At 46.5% G+C, this 16,615-nt stretch carries 19 protein-coding genes and 1 pseudogene; 8 read left to right on the top strand and 12 right to left on the bottom strand.

Going from position 1 to position 16,615, the window contains the following annotated elements; genetic code table 11:
* The 7 genes from ACWIP2_RS00305 to ACWIP2_RS00275 all read right to left on the bottom strand — a co-directional run.
* Positions 1–149, bottom strand: a 149-nt coding sequence (locus tag ACWIP2_RS00305; RefSeq protein WP_448517886.1) for an AAA family ATPase, incomplete at its 3' end; no start/stop codon positions are given.
* 78 nt (positions 150–227) lie between these two features.
* Positions 228–2,174 carry a threonine--tRNA ligase gene (thrS, locus tag ACWIP2_RS00300; RefSeq protein WP_448517885.1) on the bottom strand — a complete coding sequence of 649 codons (1,947 nt, stop codon included), beginning with the start codon at positions 2,172–2,174 and terminating at the stop codon, positions 228–230.
* Positions 2,175–2,240: 66 nt separating this feature from the next.
* Positions 2,241–2,471 carry a hypothetical protein gene (locus ACWIP2_RS00295; RefSeq protein ID WP_448517884.1) on the bottom strand — a complete coding sequence of 77 codons (231 nt, stop codon included), beginning with the start codon at positions 2,469–2,471 and terminating at the stop codon, positions 2,241–2,243.
* A 24-nt stretch (positions 2,472–2,495) separates the two neighbouring features.
* The gene (locus ACWIP2_RS00290; RefSeq protein ID WP_448517883.1) at positions 2,496–2,939 is read right to left on the bottom strand and encodes a PaaI family thioesterase; all 444 of its coding nucleotides are present in this window, start codon (positions 2,937–2,939) and stop codon (positions 2,496–2,498) included.
* A 122-nt stretch (positions 2,940–3,061) separates the two neighbouring features.
* Positions 3,062–3,736, bottom strand: a complete 675-nt coding sequence (gene trmD / locus ACWIP2_RS00285) for a tRNA (guanosine(37)-N1)-methyltransferase TrmD (RefSeq protein ID WP_448517882.1) — start codon at positions 3,734–3,736, stop codon at positions 3,062–3,064.
* An 8-nt stretch (positions 3,737–3,744) separates the two neighbouring features.
* On the bottom strand, positions 3,745–4,272 hold the full coding sequence (gene rimM / locus ACWIP2_RS00280) for a ribosome maturation factor RimM (RefSeq protein WP_448517881.1): 528 nt from the start codon (positions 4,270–4,272) through the stop codon (positions 3,745–3,747).
* Between the two features lie 137 nt (positions 4,273–4,409).
* Positions 4,410–4,910 carry a 30S ribosomal protein S16 gene (locus tag ACWIP2_RS00275; protein ID WP_448517880.1) on the bottom strand — a complete coding sequence of 167 codons (501 nt, stop codon included), beginning with the start codon at positions 4,908–4,910 and terminating at the stop codon, positions 4,410–4,412.
* Positions 4,911–5,005: 95 nt separating this feature from the next.
* On the opposite strand from ACWIP2_RS00275, the gene lepB reads away from it, so the two are divergent.
* A complete protein-coding gene (gene lepB, locus ACWIP2_RS00270) occupies positions 5,006–6,076 on the top strand; it encodes a signal peptidase I (RefSeq protein WP_448517879.1) in 1,071 nt (356 codons plus the stop codon).
* On the opposite strand, the gene ACWIP2_RS00265 is transcribed toward lepB, so the two are convergent.
* Positions 6,042–6,644: a redoxin domain-containing protein gene (locus tag ACWIP2_RS00265; RefSeq protein ID WP_448517878.1), complete on the bottom strand. Its 603-nt coding sequence runs from the start codon at positions 6,642–6,644 to the stop codon at positions 6,042–6,044. The genes lepB and ACWIP2_RS00265 overlap by 35 nt on opposite strands.
* A gap of 180 nt (positions 6,645–6,824) precedes the next feature.
* Here ACWIP2_RS00265 and lepA point away from each other — a divergent pair, with 180 nt between their 5' ends.
* On the top strand, positions 6,825–8,612 hold the full coding sequence (gene lepA / locus ACWIP2_RS00260; protein ID WP_448517877.1) for a translation elongation factor 4: 1,788 nt from the start codon (positions 6,825–6,827) through the stop codon (positions 8,610–8,612).
* A gap of 180 nt (positions 8,613–8,792) precedes the next feature.
* Here the strand turns inward: lepA and ACWIP2_RS00255 are convergent, their stop codons facing one another.
* The 4 genes and pseudogenes from ACWIP2_RS00255 to ACWIP2_RS00240 form a co-directional block, all read right to left on the bottom strand.
* Positions 8,793–8,984: a PspC domain-containing protein gene (locus tag ACWIP2_RS00255; RefSeq protein WP_448517876.1), complete on the bottom strand. Its 192-nt coding sequence runs from the start codon at positions 8,982–8,984 to the stop codon at positions 8,793–8,795.
* A gap of 64 nt (positions 8,985–9,048) precedes the next feature.
* Positions 9,049–9,741, bottom strand: a complete 693-nt coding sequence (locus ACWIP2_RS00250; RefSeq protein ID WP_448517875.1) for an OmpA family protein — start codon at positions 9,739–9,741, stop codon at positions 9,049–9,051.
* Positions 9,731–10,094: pseudogene (locus tag ACWIP2_RS00245) on the bottom strand (MmcQ/YjbR family DNA-binding protein). The gene ACWIP2_RS00250 and the pseudogene ACWIP2_RS00245 overlap by 11 nt, the downstream one beginning before the upstream one ends.
* 45 nt (positions 10,095–10,139) lie before the next feature.
* Complete coding sequence (locus tag ACWIP2_RS00240; protein ID WP_448517874.1) at positions 10,140–10,355, bottom strand: DUF6728 family protein; 216 nt, start codon at positions 10,353–10,355, stop codon at positions 10,140–10,142.
* A 112-nt stretch (positions 10,356–10,467) separates the two neighbouring features.
* Here ACWIP2_RS00240 and ACWIP2_RS00235 point away from each other — a divergent pair, with 112 nt between their 5' ends.
* The 6 genes from ACWIP2_RS00235 to ACWIP2_RS00210 all read left to right on the top strand — a co-directional run.
* Entirely contained in the window at positions 10,468–10,893 is a 426-nt protein-coding gene (locus tag ACWIP2_RS00235; protein WP_448517873.1) for a hypothetical protein, read from the top strand.
* Between the two features lie 14 nt (positions 10,894–10,907).
* Positions 10,908–12,185: an aminotransferase class V-fold PLP-dependent enzyme gene (locus ACWIP2_RS00230; RefSeq protein ID WP_448517872.1), complete on the top strand. Its 1,278-nt coding sequence runs from the start codon at positions 10,908–10,910 to the stop codon at positions 12,183–12,185.
* Positions 12,186–12,219: 34 nt separating this feature from the next.
* A complete protein-coding gene (ychF, locus tag ACWIP2_RS00225; RefSeq protein WP_448517871.1) occupies positions 12,220–13,320 on the top strand; it encodes a redox-regulated ATPase YchF in 1,101 nt (366 codons plus the stop codon).
* Between the two features lie 171 nt (positions 13,321–13,491).
* Positions 13,492–15,009, top strand: a complete 1,518-nt coding sequence (locus ACWIP2_RS00220) for an FAD-binding domain-containing protein (protein WP_448517870.1) — start codon at positions 13,492–13,494, stop codon at positions 15,007–15,009.
* 100 nt (positions 15,010–15,109) lie between these two features.
* A complete protein-coding gene (locus tag ACWIP2_RS00215) occupies positions 15,110–15,730 on the top strand; it encodes a transposase (protein ID WP_448517869.1) in 621 nt (206 codons plus the stop codon).
* 112 nt (positions 15,731–15,842) lie between these two features.
* The coding region (locus tag ACWIP2_RS00210) for a class I tRNA ligase family protein (RefSeq protein ID WP_448517868.1) at positions 15,843–16,615 on the top strand (773 nt) is incomplete at its 3' end.

Here is a 16,615-nt window from a genome sequence, read left to right as displayed (position 1 = left end):
GACTTACCAAAGCGACGCGGACGGGAAAGGAAGTAATATTTCCCCTGATCTATCAAGCGGAAAATATGCGGCGTTTTGTCAATATAGACATAGCCGCCTCTGCGCAATTCGCCAAAATCTTGTATGCCGATGGGATATTTCTGAATCATAAGCGAAAATTACATAAAAAAGCAAAAGCCTCCACACAATTTTGTACAGAGGCTTTGCTTTCAGTAGATTCACAATGCTTAGGCTTTTTGGCTTAGCAAAGCATCTACCTGCGCCTTGAAATAAGCAACAAACTCACCAATAGGCATACTGCCAAGGTCGCCGTCGCCTTTTCTGCGCACAGATACAGCACGTTCCTGTTGTTCCTTTTCGCCTACAATCAACATAAACGGCACTTTTTTTACCTCTGCATCGCGTATCTTTCTGCCGATTTTTTCGTCGCGCTCATCCAAATAGCCAGCAATATCATGCTCTTGTAGCAGGTTAAAGAGTTCCTGTGCATATTCCTGATACTTCTCGGAAATTGGTAGCACAGCTACTTGGTCGGGCGAAAGCCAAAGCGGGAAATTCCCGGCGCAGTGTTCGGTCAGAACTGCCACAAAGCGCTCCATCGAACCAAACGGCGCGCGGTGGATCATCACAGGGCGATGACGCTGGTTATCAGCACCAATATACTCCAACTCAAAGCGATTGGGCAGGTTGTAGTCTACCTGAATAGTACCCAGTTGCCACTTACGCCCTAGTGCATCTTTCACCATGAAGTCTAACTTGGGTCCATAGAAAGCAGCCTCGCCGTACTCTACAACGGTCTTCATACCTTTTTCGGCAGTAGCCTCAATGATCGCCTGCTCTGCTTTTTCCCAAAGCTCGTCTTCGCCAATATATTTGCTGCGGTCTTCTTTATCGCGCAGCGATACCTGAGCAACATACTCTTTGAAACCTAATACCGAAAATACATACAGCACGAGGTCAATTACTTTTTTAAATTCTTCTTTTACTTGATCAGGGCGACAGAAAATATGTGCATCATCCTGTGTAAAGCCGCGCACGCGAGTCAGCCCATGTAGCTCACCGCTTTGCTCGTAGCGATAAACCGTGCCGAACTCTGCTAAGCGCAAAGGCAGATCGCGGTAAGAACGCGGTTTTGCTTTGTAAATTTCGCAATGGTGCGGACAGTTCATTGGCTTGAGCAAAAATTCCTCGTCTTGGTCGGGCGTATGAATCGGCTGGAATGAATCTTTGCCATACTTGGCATAGTGTCCGGAAGTTACATAGAGTTGCTTGCTGCCGATATGTGGAGTAACCACCTGCTGATAGCCGGATCTTAACTGTGTTTTTTTGAGAAATTGCTCTAGGCGATCGCGAAGGATAGCGCCCTTAGGCAACCACAGCGGTAGCCCCTGCCCTACTCTTTCGGAGAAGGTGAACAATTCCAATTCCTTGCCTAACTTGCGGTGGTCGCGCTTTTTGGCTTCCTCCAGCAAGGTCAAATAATCTTTCAGCTCCTTATCTTTAGGAAATGTAATGCCGTAAATACGGGTAAGCATTTTATTTTTCTCATTGCCCCGCCAGTATGCGCCTGCCGTGTTCAACAACTTAACAGCTTTGATAAATCCTGTATCAGGAATATGTGGGCCACGACACAGATCGGTAAAATTTCCCTGTTGGTAGAAGGTAATCTCGCCATCGTTGAGTCCTTCTATCAATTCCAACTTGTAAGGATCACCCTTCTCAGTGAAGTACGCAATTGCATCTGCTTTACTTACTTCTAAGCGTTTAAAAGGATTTTTTTGCCTTGCCAGCTCCAGTATTTTCGCTTCTATTTTCTCAAAAGCATCTTGCGTGAAGGTGTGCCCGTTGAAGTCAATGTCGTAGTAAAACCCATTCTCAATGGCAGGGCCAATGCCTAATTTGATACCGGGATAAAGTGCTTCGAGTGCCTCTGCCATTAAGTGAGCAGACGAATGCCAGAAAGTTGCTTTGCCTTCAGCATCGTTCCATGTGAGCAGTTGCAAGGTTGCATCGTGCATAATCGGACGCGAGACATCTTGCACCTCGCCATTAACTTTGGCTGCCAGCACATTACGCGCCAGTCCCTCGCTGATACTCAGCGCAATGTCCATTGCGGAGGTTCCTCGGGCAAACTCACGAATGTTGCCATCAGGAAAAGTAATTTTGATATTCATGTCGGACGAAAATTAAAAAGCGCTTGCGTACAACTGCAAGCGCGTCGGATCAATTATTGAGCTACACTACTGAGGAAAAAATTTATCGCGGATAGCGCTGATGCGTTCCTGTGTTTTACCTGTTTTGTCGTCTTCGTACTTGTTTGCCAACTGCAACGCAGGGCCGCCTACCTCACCGTAAATACGTGTATCATCGGCGTTTACAGGCACTAACTCGGCGCGATTATGATTATTGATACCACATGAAGTTGTACCTAACAAAATAAAAGCAAATAATGCAAAGCGAAGGTTCTTCATCGTTTTGTAAATCAGTTATGTAATTTAAAATGATTGAGCTTGGATAGACGGAAGCCCTGTATTTGCCATGTTGGTAGTTGCGCGGCTTAGGAGCATTCCGCCTTCATTGTAGAGTTCTGCAACGGCATTCACAATCGTTTTACCTGCACGGATCACCTTAGAACGGGCAATTACTTTATCACCAATGCGAGCAGGTGCAAGGAAATCAACAGACAGATTAACCGATACATATAGGTTTTCGAGTCCGTAAAGCGCGACGGTCATGCCAACAATATCATCGAGAATAGCTGAATGAATACCACCGTGCAACATCCCCGCAGGATTTGTCATCTCTTTGCGAACAACAAACTCTGCTTCCAATTCGCCTTGGTCCACACGCCTCAGCGTACCGTCCAGCCATTGGGTAAACGGCGGCGATGGTATTTCAGAAGCAGGTTTGCCTATGTATTGCCGAAAGAAATCAAGCATAGCTGTTTTTTTTGCGCAAATATAAATCAGTAACCGTTGAAATCCGCTAGCTCTCCCGCTTGTTAGCGGATATTTGCTTATTGCAACACACAGACAGAAACCGCCCTACGCAAATACGGGTCTTATTCAAGCAAGTCAGGGCGGCGAGTCTGCGTGCGCTGCAGCGACTGCTGAAAACGCCACTCGGTAATATTTGCCTCGTGTCCGCTGAGTAAAACTTCGGGAACTTTCCATCCCTCAAAGTCTGCCGGACGCGTATAGACGGGAGGTGCGAGCAGGTTGTCCTGAAAAGAATCGGTTAGGGCAGAGGTTTCGTCGGACAGCACCCCGGGCAGCAAGCGCACAATTGCATCGGCTACTACGGCCGCGGCCAGTTCACCCCCGGAAAGTACAAAATCACCAATCGAGATTTCTAAGGTGATAAAATGCTCGCGTACACGCTCATCTACTCCCTTGTAATGCCCGCAGAGAATCATCAGATTGTCTAAAAGTGAAAGCCTGTTGGCCATTCGCTGGTCAAACCGCTTACCATCGGGAGTCATATAAATGATTTCGTTATAGCTTCTTTCTGCCTGTAGTTTGCGGATACACCTAGCAATCGGCTCGATCATCATTACCATACCTGCCCCGCCACCAAACGGATAGTCGTCTATCTGGCGCGCCTTGTTGTTCGAATAGTCGCGCAGGTCGTGGACAACTATCTCAACCAGTCCTTTGCTTTGTGCGCGCTGCATGATAGACTGGTAAACAAAGCTATCCAACATTTTGGGCAGACATGTGATAATGTCTATTCTCATACGGCAAATCAAGGTTGTAGATAAATATCAATTAGTCCTTCGGGCAGATTAGTAAATAAGGTTTTCAACTGATGATCTACTTTAACAATAAATTCGTCATTAATCGGAACCATTACCTCTGTTCCTTCATAATCAATAGCGATCAGGTCTTGTCCGGGCATCGTGTAAATTAACTTTACATGACCGATAAGCCCCTGAATAGCATCTTGTACCTGATAGCCAATTATTTCGTGGTAATAAAACTGCCCCTCTTCGAGTTTGGGTAACTGGCTGAGTGGCAGGTAGATCGTCTTGCTTTTTAACTCATTAGCCTTTTCTATGGTATCAACACCCTCTAATTTGATGGTAATTTTTTTATCCATGAACTGCAACCACGTGATCTCATAAGGTACCAGCGAGCCTTTTACTTCTACCAATATGCCTTTCAAATCCGTATAGGGCTGAACGTCGTCCACATCGAACACAGCAAAGAGTTCGCCGTCTAATCCGTGCGGCTTGGTGATGTAGCCCAATTCGAAGCAATCAGATTTTTTCATATGATTTTTGATTTTAAAGCAAGCGTGTTGCCAAATGCCTGCCTGTCGTTAGCTGCTATAGACTTCAGTATAGAAAAATCCTGACAGATGCTTCTAACCTGTCAGGATCTGAATTTTTCCGGTAGTGGTGGCGATAACTACTCGGCTGTAGGTACATCTGCCTGAGCAACAGGCTCAGCAGCTGACTGCTTTTGGCGAATAGATTCAGCGCGTGCTTCTTTCACTTTTGCTTCAGCTGCCAACTTAGCCTTCTTATCAGCTTCTTTGCCTAATTTGAGACTATCAATTTTAGCTTGTATTTGTGCTTCTTTACCTTTCATCCACTCACTGTAGCGGGCATCTGCTTGTTCCTGCGTGATAGCGCCTTTGATTACGCCAACTTGCAAGTGCTTGCGCATCAAAACGCCTTTGTAAGATAAGATACGACGCGCAGTATCGGTAGGCTGCGCACCATTCATCAACCACTGCAGCGCTTTGTCGCCGTTCAGTTCGATAGATGCAGGATTGGTATTAGGGTTGTAGATGCCGATTTTTTCGATAAAACGACCATCGCGAGGAGAGCGGGCATCGGCTACTACAATGTCATAGATCGCTAATTTTTTACGGCCGCGACGAGCCAAGCGAATTTTAACTGCCATTTTAAAATTTGTTTAATCCCTTGCAGAACACGTCCACAGGATTTTCGGTGCAAAATTATGACCTTTGGGCGAAACAAACAAGAATTTACCCTGACATGAACTCGCATAACAAAGCTGACAAGCACGCAAAGCCCTTCAGGCAATGGATTGCCCAAGCTGCTGTTGCCTTTGCTATTGCCTCGCTAATCCAAATGTTTGCCTTTGAGGTCGCATCGCTGCGCAGTGCAGACATGTCTCCTACCCTGTTTAAAGATGACTGGATTCTTGTCAGTAAACTGCATTACGGCCCGCGAACCCCGGCTACCCTGCTCAAAATACCGCTGACCGAATCTTACATTGGCGATAGCATACCTACTTTTCTCAAACAACCGCAGTTACCTGTTTTTCGCCTGCCGGGTTTTACAGACATTAAACATCGAGATGTAATTTATTTCAACCATCCACGTGTACCTCAGAACGCTCCCGCTGATATGCGAGCCAAGTTTGTCGGGCGATGTATCGGCCTGCCGGGCGACTCTGTCCGAATAGATAACCTGATTGCCTCACACATTACTGAAGATACTGCACGGCTTGCATATCCTTACTCGCTCTTAGTAAATCATCCAAACCCTGTAGCATACCTGCACGAACTGGGCATTGCAGAAGTGCAAACGATAGGATCATACTATGTTATCTCTTGTACAGGAGCAAAAGCTGCTGAACTTCAACAGCAAGCACCCATTTTACAGATCAATAGAATCATTGTCAAACGCGGATTAGAGGCAACAACTACTTTCCCCTACTCTGTCTTTTTTGAATGGAATCAATTTTTTTTCGGCCCCTTGTGGATACCTAAAAAAGGACACACCATCGTGCTGAACGATACTACTTTGGCCCTCTACGACTGGCTGCTGGAATACGAGCAGGGCACAGACCTACACATAGAAGGCAACGGCTATGATGGCAAAAAGCGCATCGTCCGAATCAAAGGGCAAATAGTCAACCAATACACATTTCAGCAGAACTACTATTTTGTTTTGAATGATAACAGAAGCGCACATAAAACTGACTCGCGTCGCTTCGGGCTGATACCAGAGAACTTTATTATTGGAAAAGCATGGCTCATTTTATTGTCCATCGGCGATAAATACGCTAATAATTTACATTTTTTTCAGTGGATCCGGTAGCAGCGACGGCTTTAGCATCCATCTTATCGAGAAAATCGCGAATCTCTTTGACAGAAAAGCGATCATTGAGATGTGCTGCATATTTCAACTCTCTGATAATCAATTTTTCGTCTAAAAGAAACTCAGCGGGAATAGTATTGATTGATTCTCCGTCGGGCATTGCATGCACCGGTAATCCTTTCAGTTTTGCACTCACCGCTGTCTGGATAAAGCTCGTCAGATGGCTATAAAGCGATTTTTTAGCAGATTCCTCTAGCCCGTAGATACCATACCAAGTTTTTTCAGGATCTGAAATAATTGGTGTCGGCGACACTTCTTTGTGAAAAGTGCTATTCAGAATTACTTTTTCTTTCGACTCGAAGAAAAAAATCATTTCCAGATTTCTGGCGGCAAACTCCTGTCTGTGTTTTTGCAGCGTATGCACGCGCATGTTACAAAAGGGGCAACCCGTATGGCGAAAAAATGCTATCAACACGCGCTTACCTTCATAGGTAGCCAAGTCAATTGTGCGCCCAAAAACATCCGTGAGACTGAATTTTGGTGCAGAAACGTTTAGAGATAATTGCATCGTTAGGCGTATCTTGTCATATTGTATACTTTGTATAACGCAACACTGTGCAGTTGGGTTACCGGCAAATGAAAGCTGCCAAAGTATTTAAAATCAGCTATTTTCACTAACCTCCTTTGCTTGCTACAAACCCTTTTGCATACAATACGTTATATCGCTGTTTCGTGTTAATTTTGCACTATGAAAAACATTCGCAATTTTTGCATTATTGCTCATATTGACCATGGGAAAAGCACGCTTGCAGACCGTTTGCTAGAGTACACCAATACGATCGCTGAGCGGGAAATGCAGGATCAGTTGCTCGATAACATGGATTTGGAGCGCGAGCGTGGCATTACAATCAAAAGCCATGCGATCCAAATGACTTACCACTACAAGGGAGAAGCATACATATTTAACCTGATTGATACCCCCGGACACGTTGATTTTTCTTACGAAGTATCCCGCTCAATTGCAGCCTGCGAAGGTGCATTGTTGCTCGTAGATGCTTCGCAAGGCATCGAAGCACAAACAATCTCTAACCTCTTCCTCGCACTAGGCAATAACTTGGAGATCATACCTGTGTTGAACAAAATAGATCTGCCGGGCGCAATGCCGGAAGAAGTAAAAGATCAAATGGTTGATTTGCTCGGCTGTAGGCGCGAGGATATTATCCCTGCCAGTGGCAAAGAAGGCATTGGAATTAAAGAAATTTTGGATGCAGTTGCAGAGCGCATCCCCGCACCCAAAGGCGATCCAAATGCTCCTCTGCAAGCACTCATCTTCGATTCGTCTTTCAATAGCTTTCGTGGCGTAGAAGTAATCTTCCGCGTAATGAACGGCACCATCAGAAAAGGCGATAAGGTTAAATTCTTCAATACCGGCAAAGAGTACATCGCAGACGAAATAGGAATCCTCAAGTTCAAACAAGAACCTGTGCAGGAAATGTCTGCCGGAAACGTAGGCTACCTGATTTCGGGGATCAAATCTGCCCGCGAGGTAAAAGTAGGGGATACCATTACCCACGTCAGCAATCCTTGCAAGGAAGCCATCAAAGGCTTTTCAGAGGTAAAACCAATGGTATTTGCAGGTATTTATCCGGTAGATACATCCGAACTGGAAAACCTGCGCGCTTCTCTCGAAAAGTTGCAACTCAACGATGCGGCATTAGTCTGGGAGCCTGAAAGTTCGGCAGCACTGGGCTTTGGCTACCGCTGCGGCTTTTTGGGCATGCTGCACATGGAAATTGTACAAGAACGTTTGGAACGCGAATTTGACATGACTGTACTGATAACTGTACCGTCTGTATCGTTCCGTGCATTTCTCAAAAACGGAGAACAACTCACAGTAAACGCACCCTCCGAAATGCCCGATCTCAGCGTATTGGACTGGATCGAAGAGCCATATATCAAGGCGCAAATCATCACTAAGTCAGAATACATCGGGGCTGTAATGACACTTTGCATGGACAAGCGCGGCATTCTGGTTTCGCAGTCCTACCTGACCATTGACCGCGTAGAGATGATCTTCGAAATGCCGCTTTCTGAAATGGTATTCGACTTCTTCGATAAGCTCAAATCTATTTCGCGCGGCTATGCTTCGCTTGACTATGAACTGATTGGCTACCGAAAGTCGAACATGGTAAAGCTCGATATACTACTCAACGGCGAAAAGGTAGATGCACTTTCCGCTATTGTACACCGCGACAAGGCATATGAATGGGGCAAACAACTCTGCGAAAAACTGCGCGAACTTTTGCCTCGACAGCAATTCGAAATCGCAATTCAGGCGGCTATCGGTGGTAAGATTATCGCCCGCGAAACGATTAAGGCCCTGCGTAAAAATGTATTGGCAAAATGCTATGGCGGCGACATTTCCCGTAAGCGCAAGCTGTTGGAAAAGCAGAAGAAAGGCAAGAAACGCATGCGCCAGATCGGCAGCGTAGAAGTACCGCAGGAGGCATTTATGGCTATTCTGAAGATTGATTGAGAAACACAAAATAAAAAGAGGCTGTCCAGAAAGGCCACATGTAGCGCAGACTTCAGCCTGTAGCCGTCTGATTATCAAGTATTTCAACGATCACAGACTAAAGTCTATGTTACTTTTTGGACAGCCTCTTTTGTTTGCAGTTCAATATGAAAGAAGACGCTATTTACTGCTGTTTGATGTTTACCAGTATTTTTCGCTGGGAAGTACTGCTGCCAGTATCAAATAAAGTATGACAGGCATGCCAATGCCAAAAACGGCAGCCAGCACAAATCCTACGCGGATAAGCGCAGCATCTATGTTGAAATAGCGACCCAAGCCACCACAAACACCCGCTATAACTTTGTTTTCTTGAGATTTGGTAAGAGATTTCATGGCTGTAACTAATTTGACGACATAAATTTATACGCACAGTCCACAGCAAGGTTACAGGATTTTTTCAATAATCTCTTACAATCAGCTCTACTCTTCGGTTGACCAGATGTTCGGCATTGCTGCATTTTACCTCGTTTCGGCAATGGTTGATCAGTTGCGTTTCACCATAGCCTTTGGCAATGAGCCGCCTACTGTCTATTCCCTTGCTAACCAGATAGTCTGTAATTCGAACAGCGCGCTGCTGGGAAAGCCTAAGATTGAATCCATCGTCGCCGCGCGCGTCGGTGTGTACGGCTATCTCGACCTTGATGCGGCTGTTGAGCGATAAAAGCAACTGCAGTTGCAACAGTGCAGGGTTGGATGCGGGCAATAGTGAATCGGACACAATATCAAAGTAAATACTGTCAATTCTGTAAGGGTGGTCTTTAAAAATTCTCCGAAGTGCTATTGGCAGTTGATAGCTCGTTTTTTCGCCAATAGTGTTTATTTTTTGTGCGGGTTTAGCAAAATATTCGCTGTGTATAGCTGAAATCAGATAAGAATTGCCTTGTTGGAGATTGACCTTGTAACTGCCGTCGTCGCCTACCAAAATCCGCATTTGGTTCATGCTTGTATTAGAAGTAACGATAACTAATGCACCTGCAAGTGGTTCGCGCGTGTCCATATTCATGACAATGCCTTCCACCGTGTAAGTTTGCGCAATAAGCGAAAGCGACCAGACCATCGCCAATAGAGCAGAGCAGTTTTTAAGCAGCATCGTGTTTCTCAGCGGCAATAGCAGATTGTATTTTTTTAGGAAGGTTTGCTAAAACAAGTTCGTAGGAATGGAGAATCCAATGTAGGAGTTGGGCATCCGGTACATCTCCGTTGACTGTTATCGTATTCCAATGCCGCTTGTTCATGTGATAGCCCGGCTTTACGTCGTTGTACTTTTCCCGTAATTCTACAGCGAGTTCTGCACTTCAGGCTGATACTCTCAAAATGATCTACATCTGTAAGCGCAAAGATTTTACTACCCACCTTGAAAACTAAGGTTTGCTCGTCGAAGGGAAACTCCTCTGTTGCGCCGGCCAGCGAAAGACAAAAATCTCTGAATGCTTCTATGTGCATGTCGTTCCTCTATTCGCTGTACAACTAACAAAAAGCAGGCTCTTTTTACATAAAAAGGCGGCGAACGATGAGTACAATCACACAGAAAAGAAACATCAGAATAGATATCCGATTGATTCCGTGCATCATTCGCAAATTAAAATTGGAGTAGCTGCTGCCCCCATCCTTTTTAAAAACTCGCATGAAATAGCCCAGCATGGGGCCTAATGAAAGGTAATCGCTGAGCGTATTTTTTTCCCTTTTGAAAGGTTCTTGTGCCATTGTTTTTGCTTGTTTGCTGTAAAACGACAAATTTAGCTATTGTGTTTAAATATGTTGAATTCTATTCAAACGAAAAGTATATTTGTAAGGAACTCCAATCTGCGCTCCTGCAATGAGTACCCAACTTGTTTACTGTGGCCAATTGGTGCGTTGCTATGTAGAACCATTACTTAAAATCCTTTACTGCGAATGGTTCAAAGTTGATATGCTGCCCTCAGAACAGTTGATTTGCGACGAAGTGCAACAGTGCCTCGACCTGCTCGCCTCAACAGGCTACGGCAAAGTGTTGGATAACAGCGTTCAAGTCAATTATCCTATTGTGCCTGAGGTACAAGTGTGGGTAGCTGCGCAATTGCAACAAATGGCAAATAAGGGCCTTCTACAAAGGTATGCTATTGTCATGCCCCAAGATTTGATTGCTGAACTTTCCAATGAACAGATTATAGAAGAAGCCAACCAAATGCAGGAAGACGAGGCTTTATTTGAAATGCGCAACTTTTTTAGCGACAAAGAAGCCTTAGAGTGGCTGGTGTCTTGAAGGATAATAAAACTATGCAACGACGGAATTTTATCCGCAGAACAGTAGCCGCCACAGCAGGCGGCGCCCTTTTGCTACACAGCAACAAGTCGCTGGCCGCCTTGGAGCGCGAACTTGCTGCTTTTCGCCGCGATAACATCGAGCAACTGGCACGCGATGAGCGCTTTTGGCTGCCCGTACAGCGCGCCTTTCGCCCTTCGCCGCATTTCATCAACTTAGAAAACGGCTACTTCAGCCCCATGCCGCTGGAAACGCAAGAGGCATGGATGGATAACATTCGGGAAATCAACAGTTTGCATACATTCTACATGCGCCGCCGGCAGTTTGAAGAGCGCGAAAACATCCGCCGCCTATTGGCAGAATTTGCCGGAGTATCGCCTGATGAAATTGCACTGTTGCGCAATGCTACCGAAGCCTTAGATAATTTAATTGCCGGTTTGCCGATGCAAAAAGGCGATGAATTTATCATCAGCGACCAAGATTATCCCAACATGGTGGAAGCTGTTCACATGCGCGCTAAACGCGAAGGCATTGTTGTAAAAACAATTACCCTGCCGCTGCATCCCAAGAGCGATGAGGAAATTTTAGATGCTTACGCCCAAGCCACAACCGCCCGTACAAAAGCCATGTTAGTAACACATGTCATTAATTTGACCGGGCAGATTTTACCCGTGCGCAAACTGTGCGACTGGGGCAAAACGCGCAACATAGAAGTTTTTGTTGATGGCGCACATGCTTTTGGTCAATTAAATTTTAAAATTCCTGATTTGCGATGTGATTATTATGGTACAAGCCTGCACAAATGGTTATGTGCGCCGCTGGGATCGGGGATGCTCTACATTCGCAAGGAAAAAATAGCCCGTATCTGGCCGCTCTTCGGCGATGTTTCTGCGGGTGAAGGCAATATCCGCAAGTTTGAACGCAACGGTACGCAGCCCTGTTCCAACCATTTGGCCATTGCCAATGCCATCCGATTCCATCAACTCATCGGCAGTGAACTCAAAGAAGAACGCCTGCGCTATTTGTGTCATTATTGGGCCGAAAAAGTTGCCGATATGCCACATATTACGCTCAATATGCCGCTGGAACGCGAACGCTCCTGCGCACTTGGCAACGTAGCGGTAAAGGGTATGACACCCGCTCAATTAGCTGATTATCTGTACGATAAGCATCGGATTTTTACTGTGGCGATTGACATGCCAGCCGTGAGAGGTGTCCGCATCACGCCCCACTTATACACCACCTTAGCCGATTTGGATAAATTGGTGGCTGCCCTGAAAAGTCTTGCCTAAATTACCTACCTTTGCGCCCTGAAAATTAAAGATAATGGGATTGAAATGCGGTATTGTCGGTTTGCCTAACGTAGGCAAATCCACTTTGTTTAATGCGCTCTCCAACGCCAAAGCCGAAGCGGCTAACTATCCGTTCTGTACCATTGAGCCTAATGTGGGCGTAGTAACCGTTCCCGATGAGCGGTTAGACCTGCTGGCTGAAATCGTAAATCCGCAGAAGGTGATCCCTGCAATTATTGAGTTTGTGGACATCGCCGGGCTGGTGAAAGGTGCAAGCAAAGGCGAAGGATTGGGCAACCAATTTCTGGCCCATATCCGCGAGGTGGATGCGATTATCCACGTGATTCGCTGTTTTGAAGACGAAAATGTGGTACACGTAGCAGGCAAAGTAGATCCGGTTGCCGACAAGGAAATTATTGATACCGAATTGCAACTCCGCGATTTGGATTCGGTAGAGAAAAAATTAGCCAAAGTGCAGCGCGCCGCCAAGTCTGGCGATGCCAAAAGCAAGAAGGAACTGGCTGCGTTAGAAAAATTCAAGGCGCATCTGGAACAGGGCAAAAACGTGCGCGCCATAGAAGCCCAAGCCGATGAATGGGAAGCCATCGCCGATTTGTTCCTACTCACCCAAAAACCTGTCATTTATGCCGCCAATGTAAAGGAATCAGACCTTACCAAAGGCGGCAACAAACACGTGGAACGTTTGAAAGAAGCAATAAAGGATGAAAATGCACAGGTAGTTGTCATTTGTGCGGCTATTGAAGCCCAAATCGCCTCCTTAGAAGACCCCGAAGAGCGCAAAATTTTCTTGGAAGAATACGGACTGAAAAATTCGGGCTTAGACCGTTTGATCCGTGCTTCTTATGACCTGCTGAACCTGATTACTTACTTTACCGCAGGTGAAAAAGAAGTGCGCGCATGGACAATCCATCGCGGATGGAAAGCCCCACAAGCCGCCGGCGTCATTCACTCCGACTTTGAGCGCGGATTTATCAAAGCTGAGGTAATCAAACTGCCCGACTATATTAAATATCGTACCGAAGCAGCCTGTCGCGAAGCAGGCAAGATTGCTATTGAAGGCAAAGAATACGTTGTGCAAGACGGCGATATTATGCACTTCCGTTTCAACGTGTAGTAAATCAGATACTTACATACATTGTTTGAGCCATCCCGAATCTTCGGCAAGTTTTAGCCGTTGGTATTGGGATGGTTGCTTGCATGCGTACGTGAATAGCCCAGCGGATGTGAAACCCTCCTCCCCATCCGTTGGTTATGAGTGTGCGAAAAAAGTAACCAATAGAAAACCTTGCAACGGACAGCCTGTCAAATAGTCTGGTTCAAACGCGATTTGCGGCTGCGCGACCATGCACCGCTACGGGCCGCTGCCGCTACGGGGCTGCCTACGCTGCTGTGCTTTTGCTTTGAGCCTTCGTATATGAACTGCCCCGAAAGCGACCCGCGCCACTGGCGCTTTGTCAGGCAATGTCTAGACGATTTGCAGCAGCAATTGCAGCCGCTCAATATACCGCTGTACGTCTTTCACGGCGAGGTGTTGGAGGTCTTTGAGCAACTTTCCGACCTGTTAGACATTCGCTTTCTGTATTCCTACGAAGAAAGCAACCTGCAAATCACTTTTACACGCGACAAGGCTGTCAAGAAATTTTGCCAAAGCAAGGGCATCATTTGGAAAGAATTCCCTGCCAACGGAACTATTCGCGGACTACAAACGCGGCACGGTTGGGTAGCAGAGTGGCAGCGCCGCATGGATAGCCCTTGGGATAAGGTTGATTTACAGGCGCTTCATCCGCTTCACCTGCCCGATAAGTGGCAGCCGCAGTGCCGCCTCATGCCCCTACCCGATGCGATCTTGCGAGATGATAAAAATTTTCAACCGGGCGGAGAAACCAATGCTTGGCGCTATGCCAATAGTTTTTTCAATGAGCGAGCGCAAAACTACAACCGCCACATGTCCAAACCTGAACTAAGCCGCCGCAGTTGCAGCCGTCTTTCGCCTTATCTGGCTTTTGGTGCGTTGAGTATCAGGCAAGTATATCAAATCGCGCGGCAGCAGGAACAGGCCGGCATCATGCCTTTGCAGATGCACAACTTTCAGTCGCGGCTCTGGTGGCATTGTCATTACATCCAAAAATTTGAGATGGAATGCCGCATGGAGTCAGGCTATATCAACCGTGCGCATGAAAAATTTGCCAAACCTGTCATCCCTGAATACATAGAAGCATGGAAAAACGGCAAGACAGGCTTTCCGCTGGCAGATGCCTGTATGCGGGCAGTCATAGCGACGGGCTTCCTCAACTTTCGGATGCGGGCAATGCTGGTATCAGTGCTGACGCATACCTTGTGGCAAAACTGGCAGCCCGGCGCGGTACACCTTGCGCGGCAATTCCTTGATTTTGAGCCGGGTATCCACTATCCGCAGTTTCAGATGCAGAGTTTTGCGGTCGGGCATCACTTCCTGCGGGTTTACCACCCTGTCAAGCAGTCCTACGACCACGACCCGCAAGGCGACTTTATCCGCAAGTGGGTGCCGGAACTCAGGCACGTACCCGCGCCGCTTATCCACGAACCTTGGAAAATGACCGCGATGGAGCAGCAGTTTTACAAATGCCGCATCGGAGCAGATTATCCTTTTCCCTTAGTCAACCACGAAGAGGCAGCTAAGCAAGCCCGACTTTGGCAAAAAGCCATGGAACAAGACCCCGAAGTACAAGCCGAAAATGAGCGCATTGTCAAAAAATTAAGCAATCCAAAAGTAGAAATCAAGCACATAGCCGCGCTGGCAGCGCCGATGAGTAAGCAGGGGTAGCGAGTAACAAAACCCGACGGGTCTTGGAGACCCGTCGGGTTTGTTGCAGGTCTGTTTGCTGTTTTTCATATATTTACAAGACCAACTAATCAAAACTTGTATGAAAATTGACCATTACCCACCGATGCTTCCGGGGCAGTATCATCACTGCGTTAATCATGCTGTTGGAGATGAATTGCTGTTTCGCACATCTGATAACTATCGCTATTTTTTAGAAAAATACAAGCAGTATATTGCGCCTATCACTACCACATATGCTTTCTGCCTGATGCCCAATCACTTTCATTTTTTGATAAAAGTCAAAAGAGAACACGAAATCATACGCCACTATCAAAGTCTTTATCCTAATACGCATGCAGATATACACGCATTTGACTACGCTGCATTTATATCACAGGTATTTGGTAATTTTTTCAACGCTTATGCAAAGGCATACAATAAAAAATACAACAGAAGAGGTACTCTTTTGGAAAGACCGTTCAAGCGTTCTCTCATCGCCGATGAGTCTCATTTTTTAAATACGCTTCGCTACATTCATCAAAATCCTGTCCGTCATGGTTTTGCCAATGATATTTTAACATGGGAATTTACCTCTTATCATGCCTACCTCAATACTGAAAGGGCAGGGAGTTACAAGACGGAGGTGTTGCGTTTATTCAATGGTTTGGAAGATTTTACTGCTTTTCACAGCGAAAATGCAGACTTAGAAGGCATGGAATAGACGAGATTATCGCCAAGTCTGATTGCTATCCACCAGACCTGACGGGTTTTTGAAACCCGTCGGGTCTTAGCAAAAAACGCTATCTTTGCCGCTCACTTTCTGACTTGCAGATATGTCGTCCATAGCCAAAACGTACAACCCCCAACAGACCGAAGACAAGTGGTACGCCTGCTGGATGCGGGAAGGTTTTTTCCACTCTACCCCCAACCCGAATAAAAAGCCCTATACCGTAGTCATTCCGCCGCCCAACGTAACGGGCGTGCTGCATATGGGGCATATGCTTAACAATACGATTCAGGATATTTTGGTGCGTCGCGCGCGGATGCGCGGCTACGAGGCTTGCTGGGTGCCCGGCACCGACCATGCCTCTATCGCCACCGAGGCAAAAGTGGTGAAGATGCTCAAAGAAGAAAAAGGCATCAACAAACGCGACCTGAGCCGCGAGGAGTTTCTCAAATACGCTTGGGAGTGGAAGGAAAAATACGGCGGCATCATTTTGGAACAGTTGAAAAAATTAGGCGCAAGCTGCGACTGGGAACGCACCCGCTTTACCATGGAGCCTAAACTTTCTGAACAAGTATTGAAAGTTTTTATAGATTGGTACAAAGCGGGCTACATCTACCGCGGGCTGCGCATGGTCAATTGGGACCCGCAAGGCAGAACCGCGCTGGCAGACGACGAGGTCATCCGCAAGGAAACCAAATCCAAACTCTACTATGTGCGCTATCGGGTGGCGGGCAGCGATGAGCATATTGTCGTAGCTACGCAGCGCCCCGAAACCATCATGGGCGACGTGGCGATTGCCGTAAACCCCAAAGACGAGCGCTACCTGCACCTGCACGGCAAGCAAATCATCGTGCCGGTGGTGAACCGCCCCGTGCCGGT

The organism is Rhodoflexus sp. (assembly GCF_053489755.1).
The sequence above is the reverse complement of the archived record's forward strand: the minus strand, read 5'-3'. Positions and strand labels throughout refer to the sequence as shown.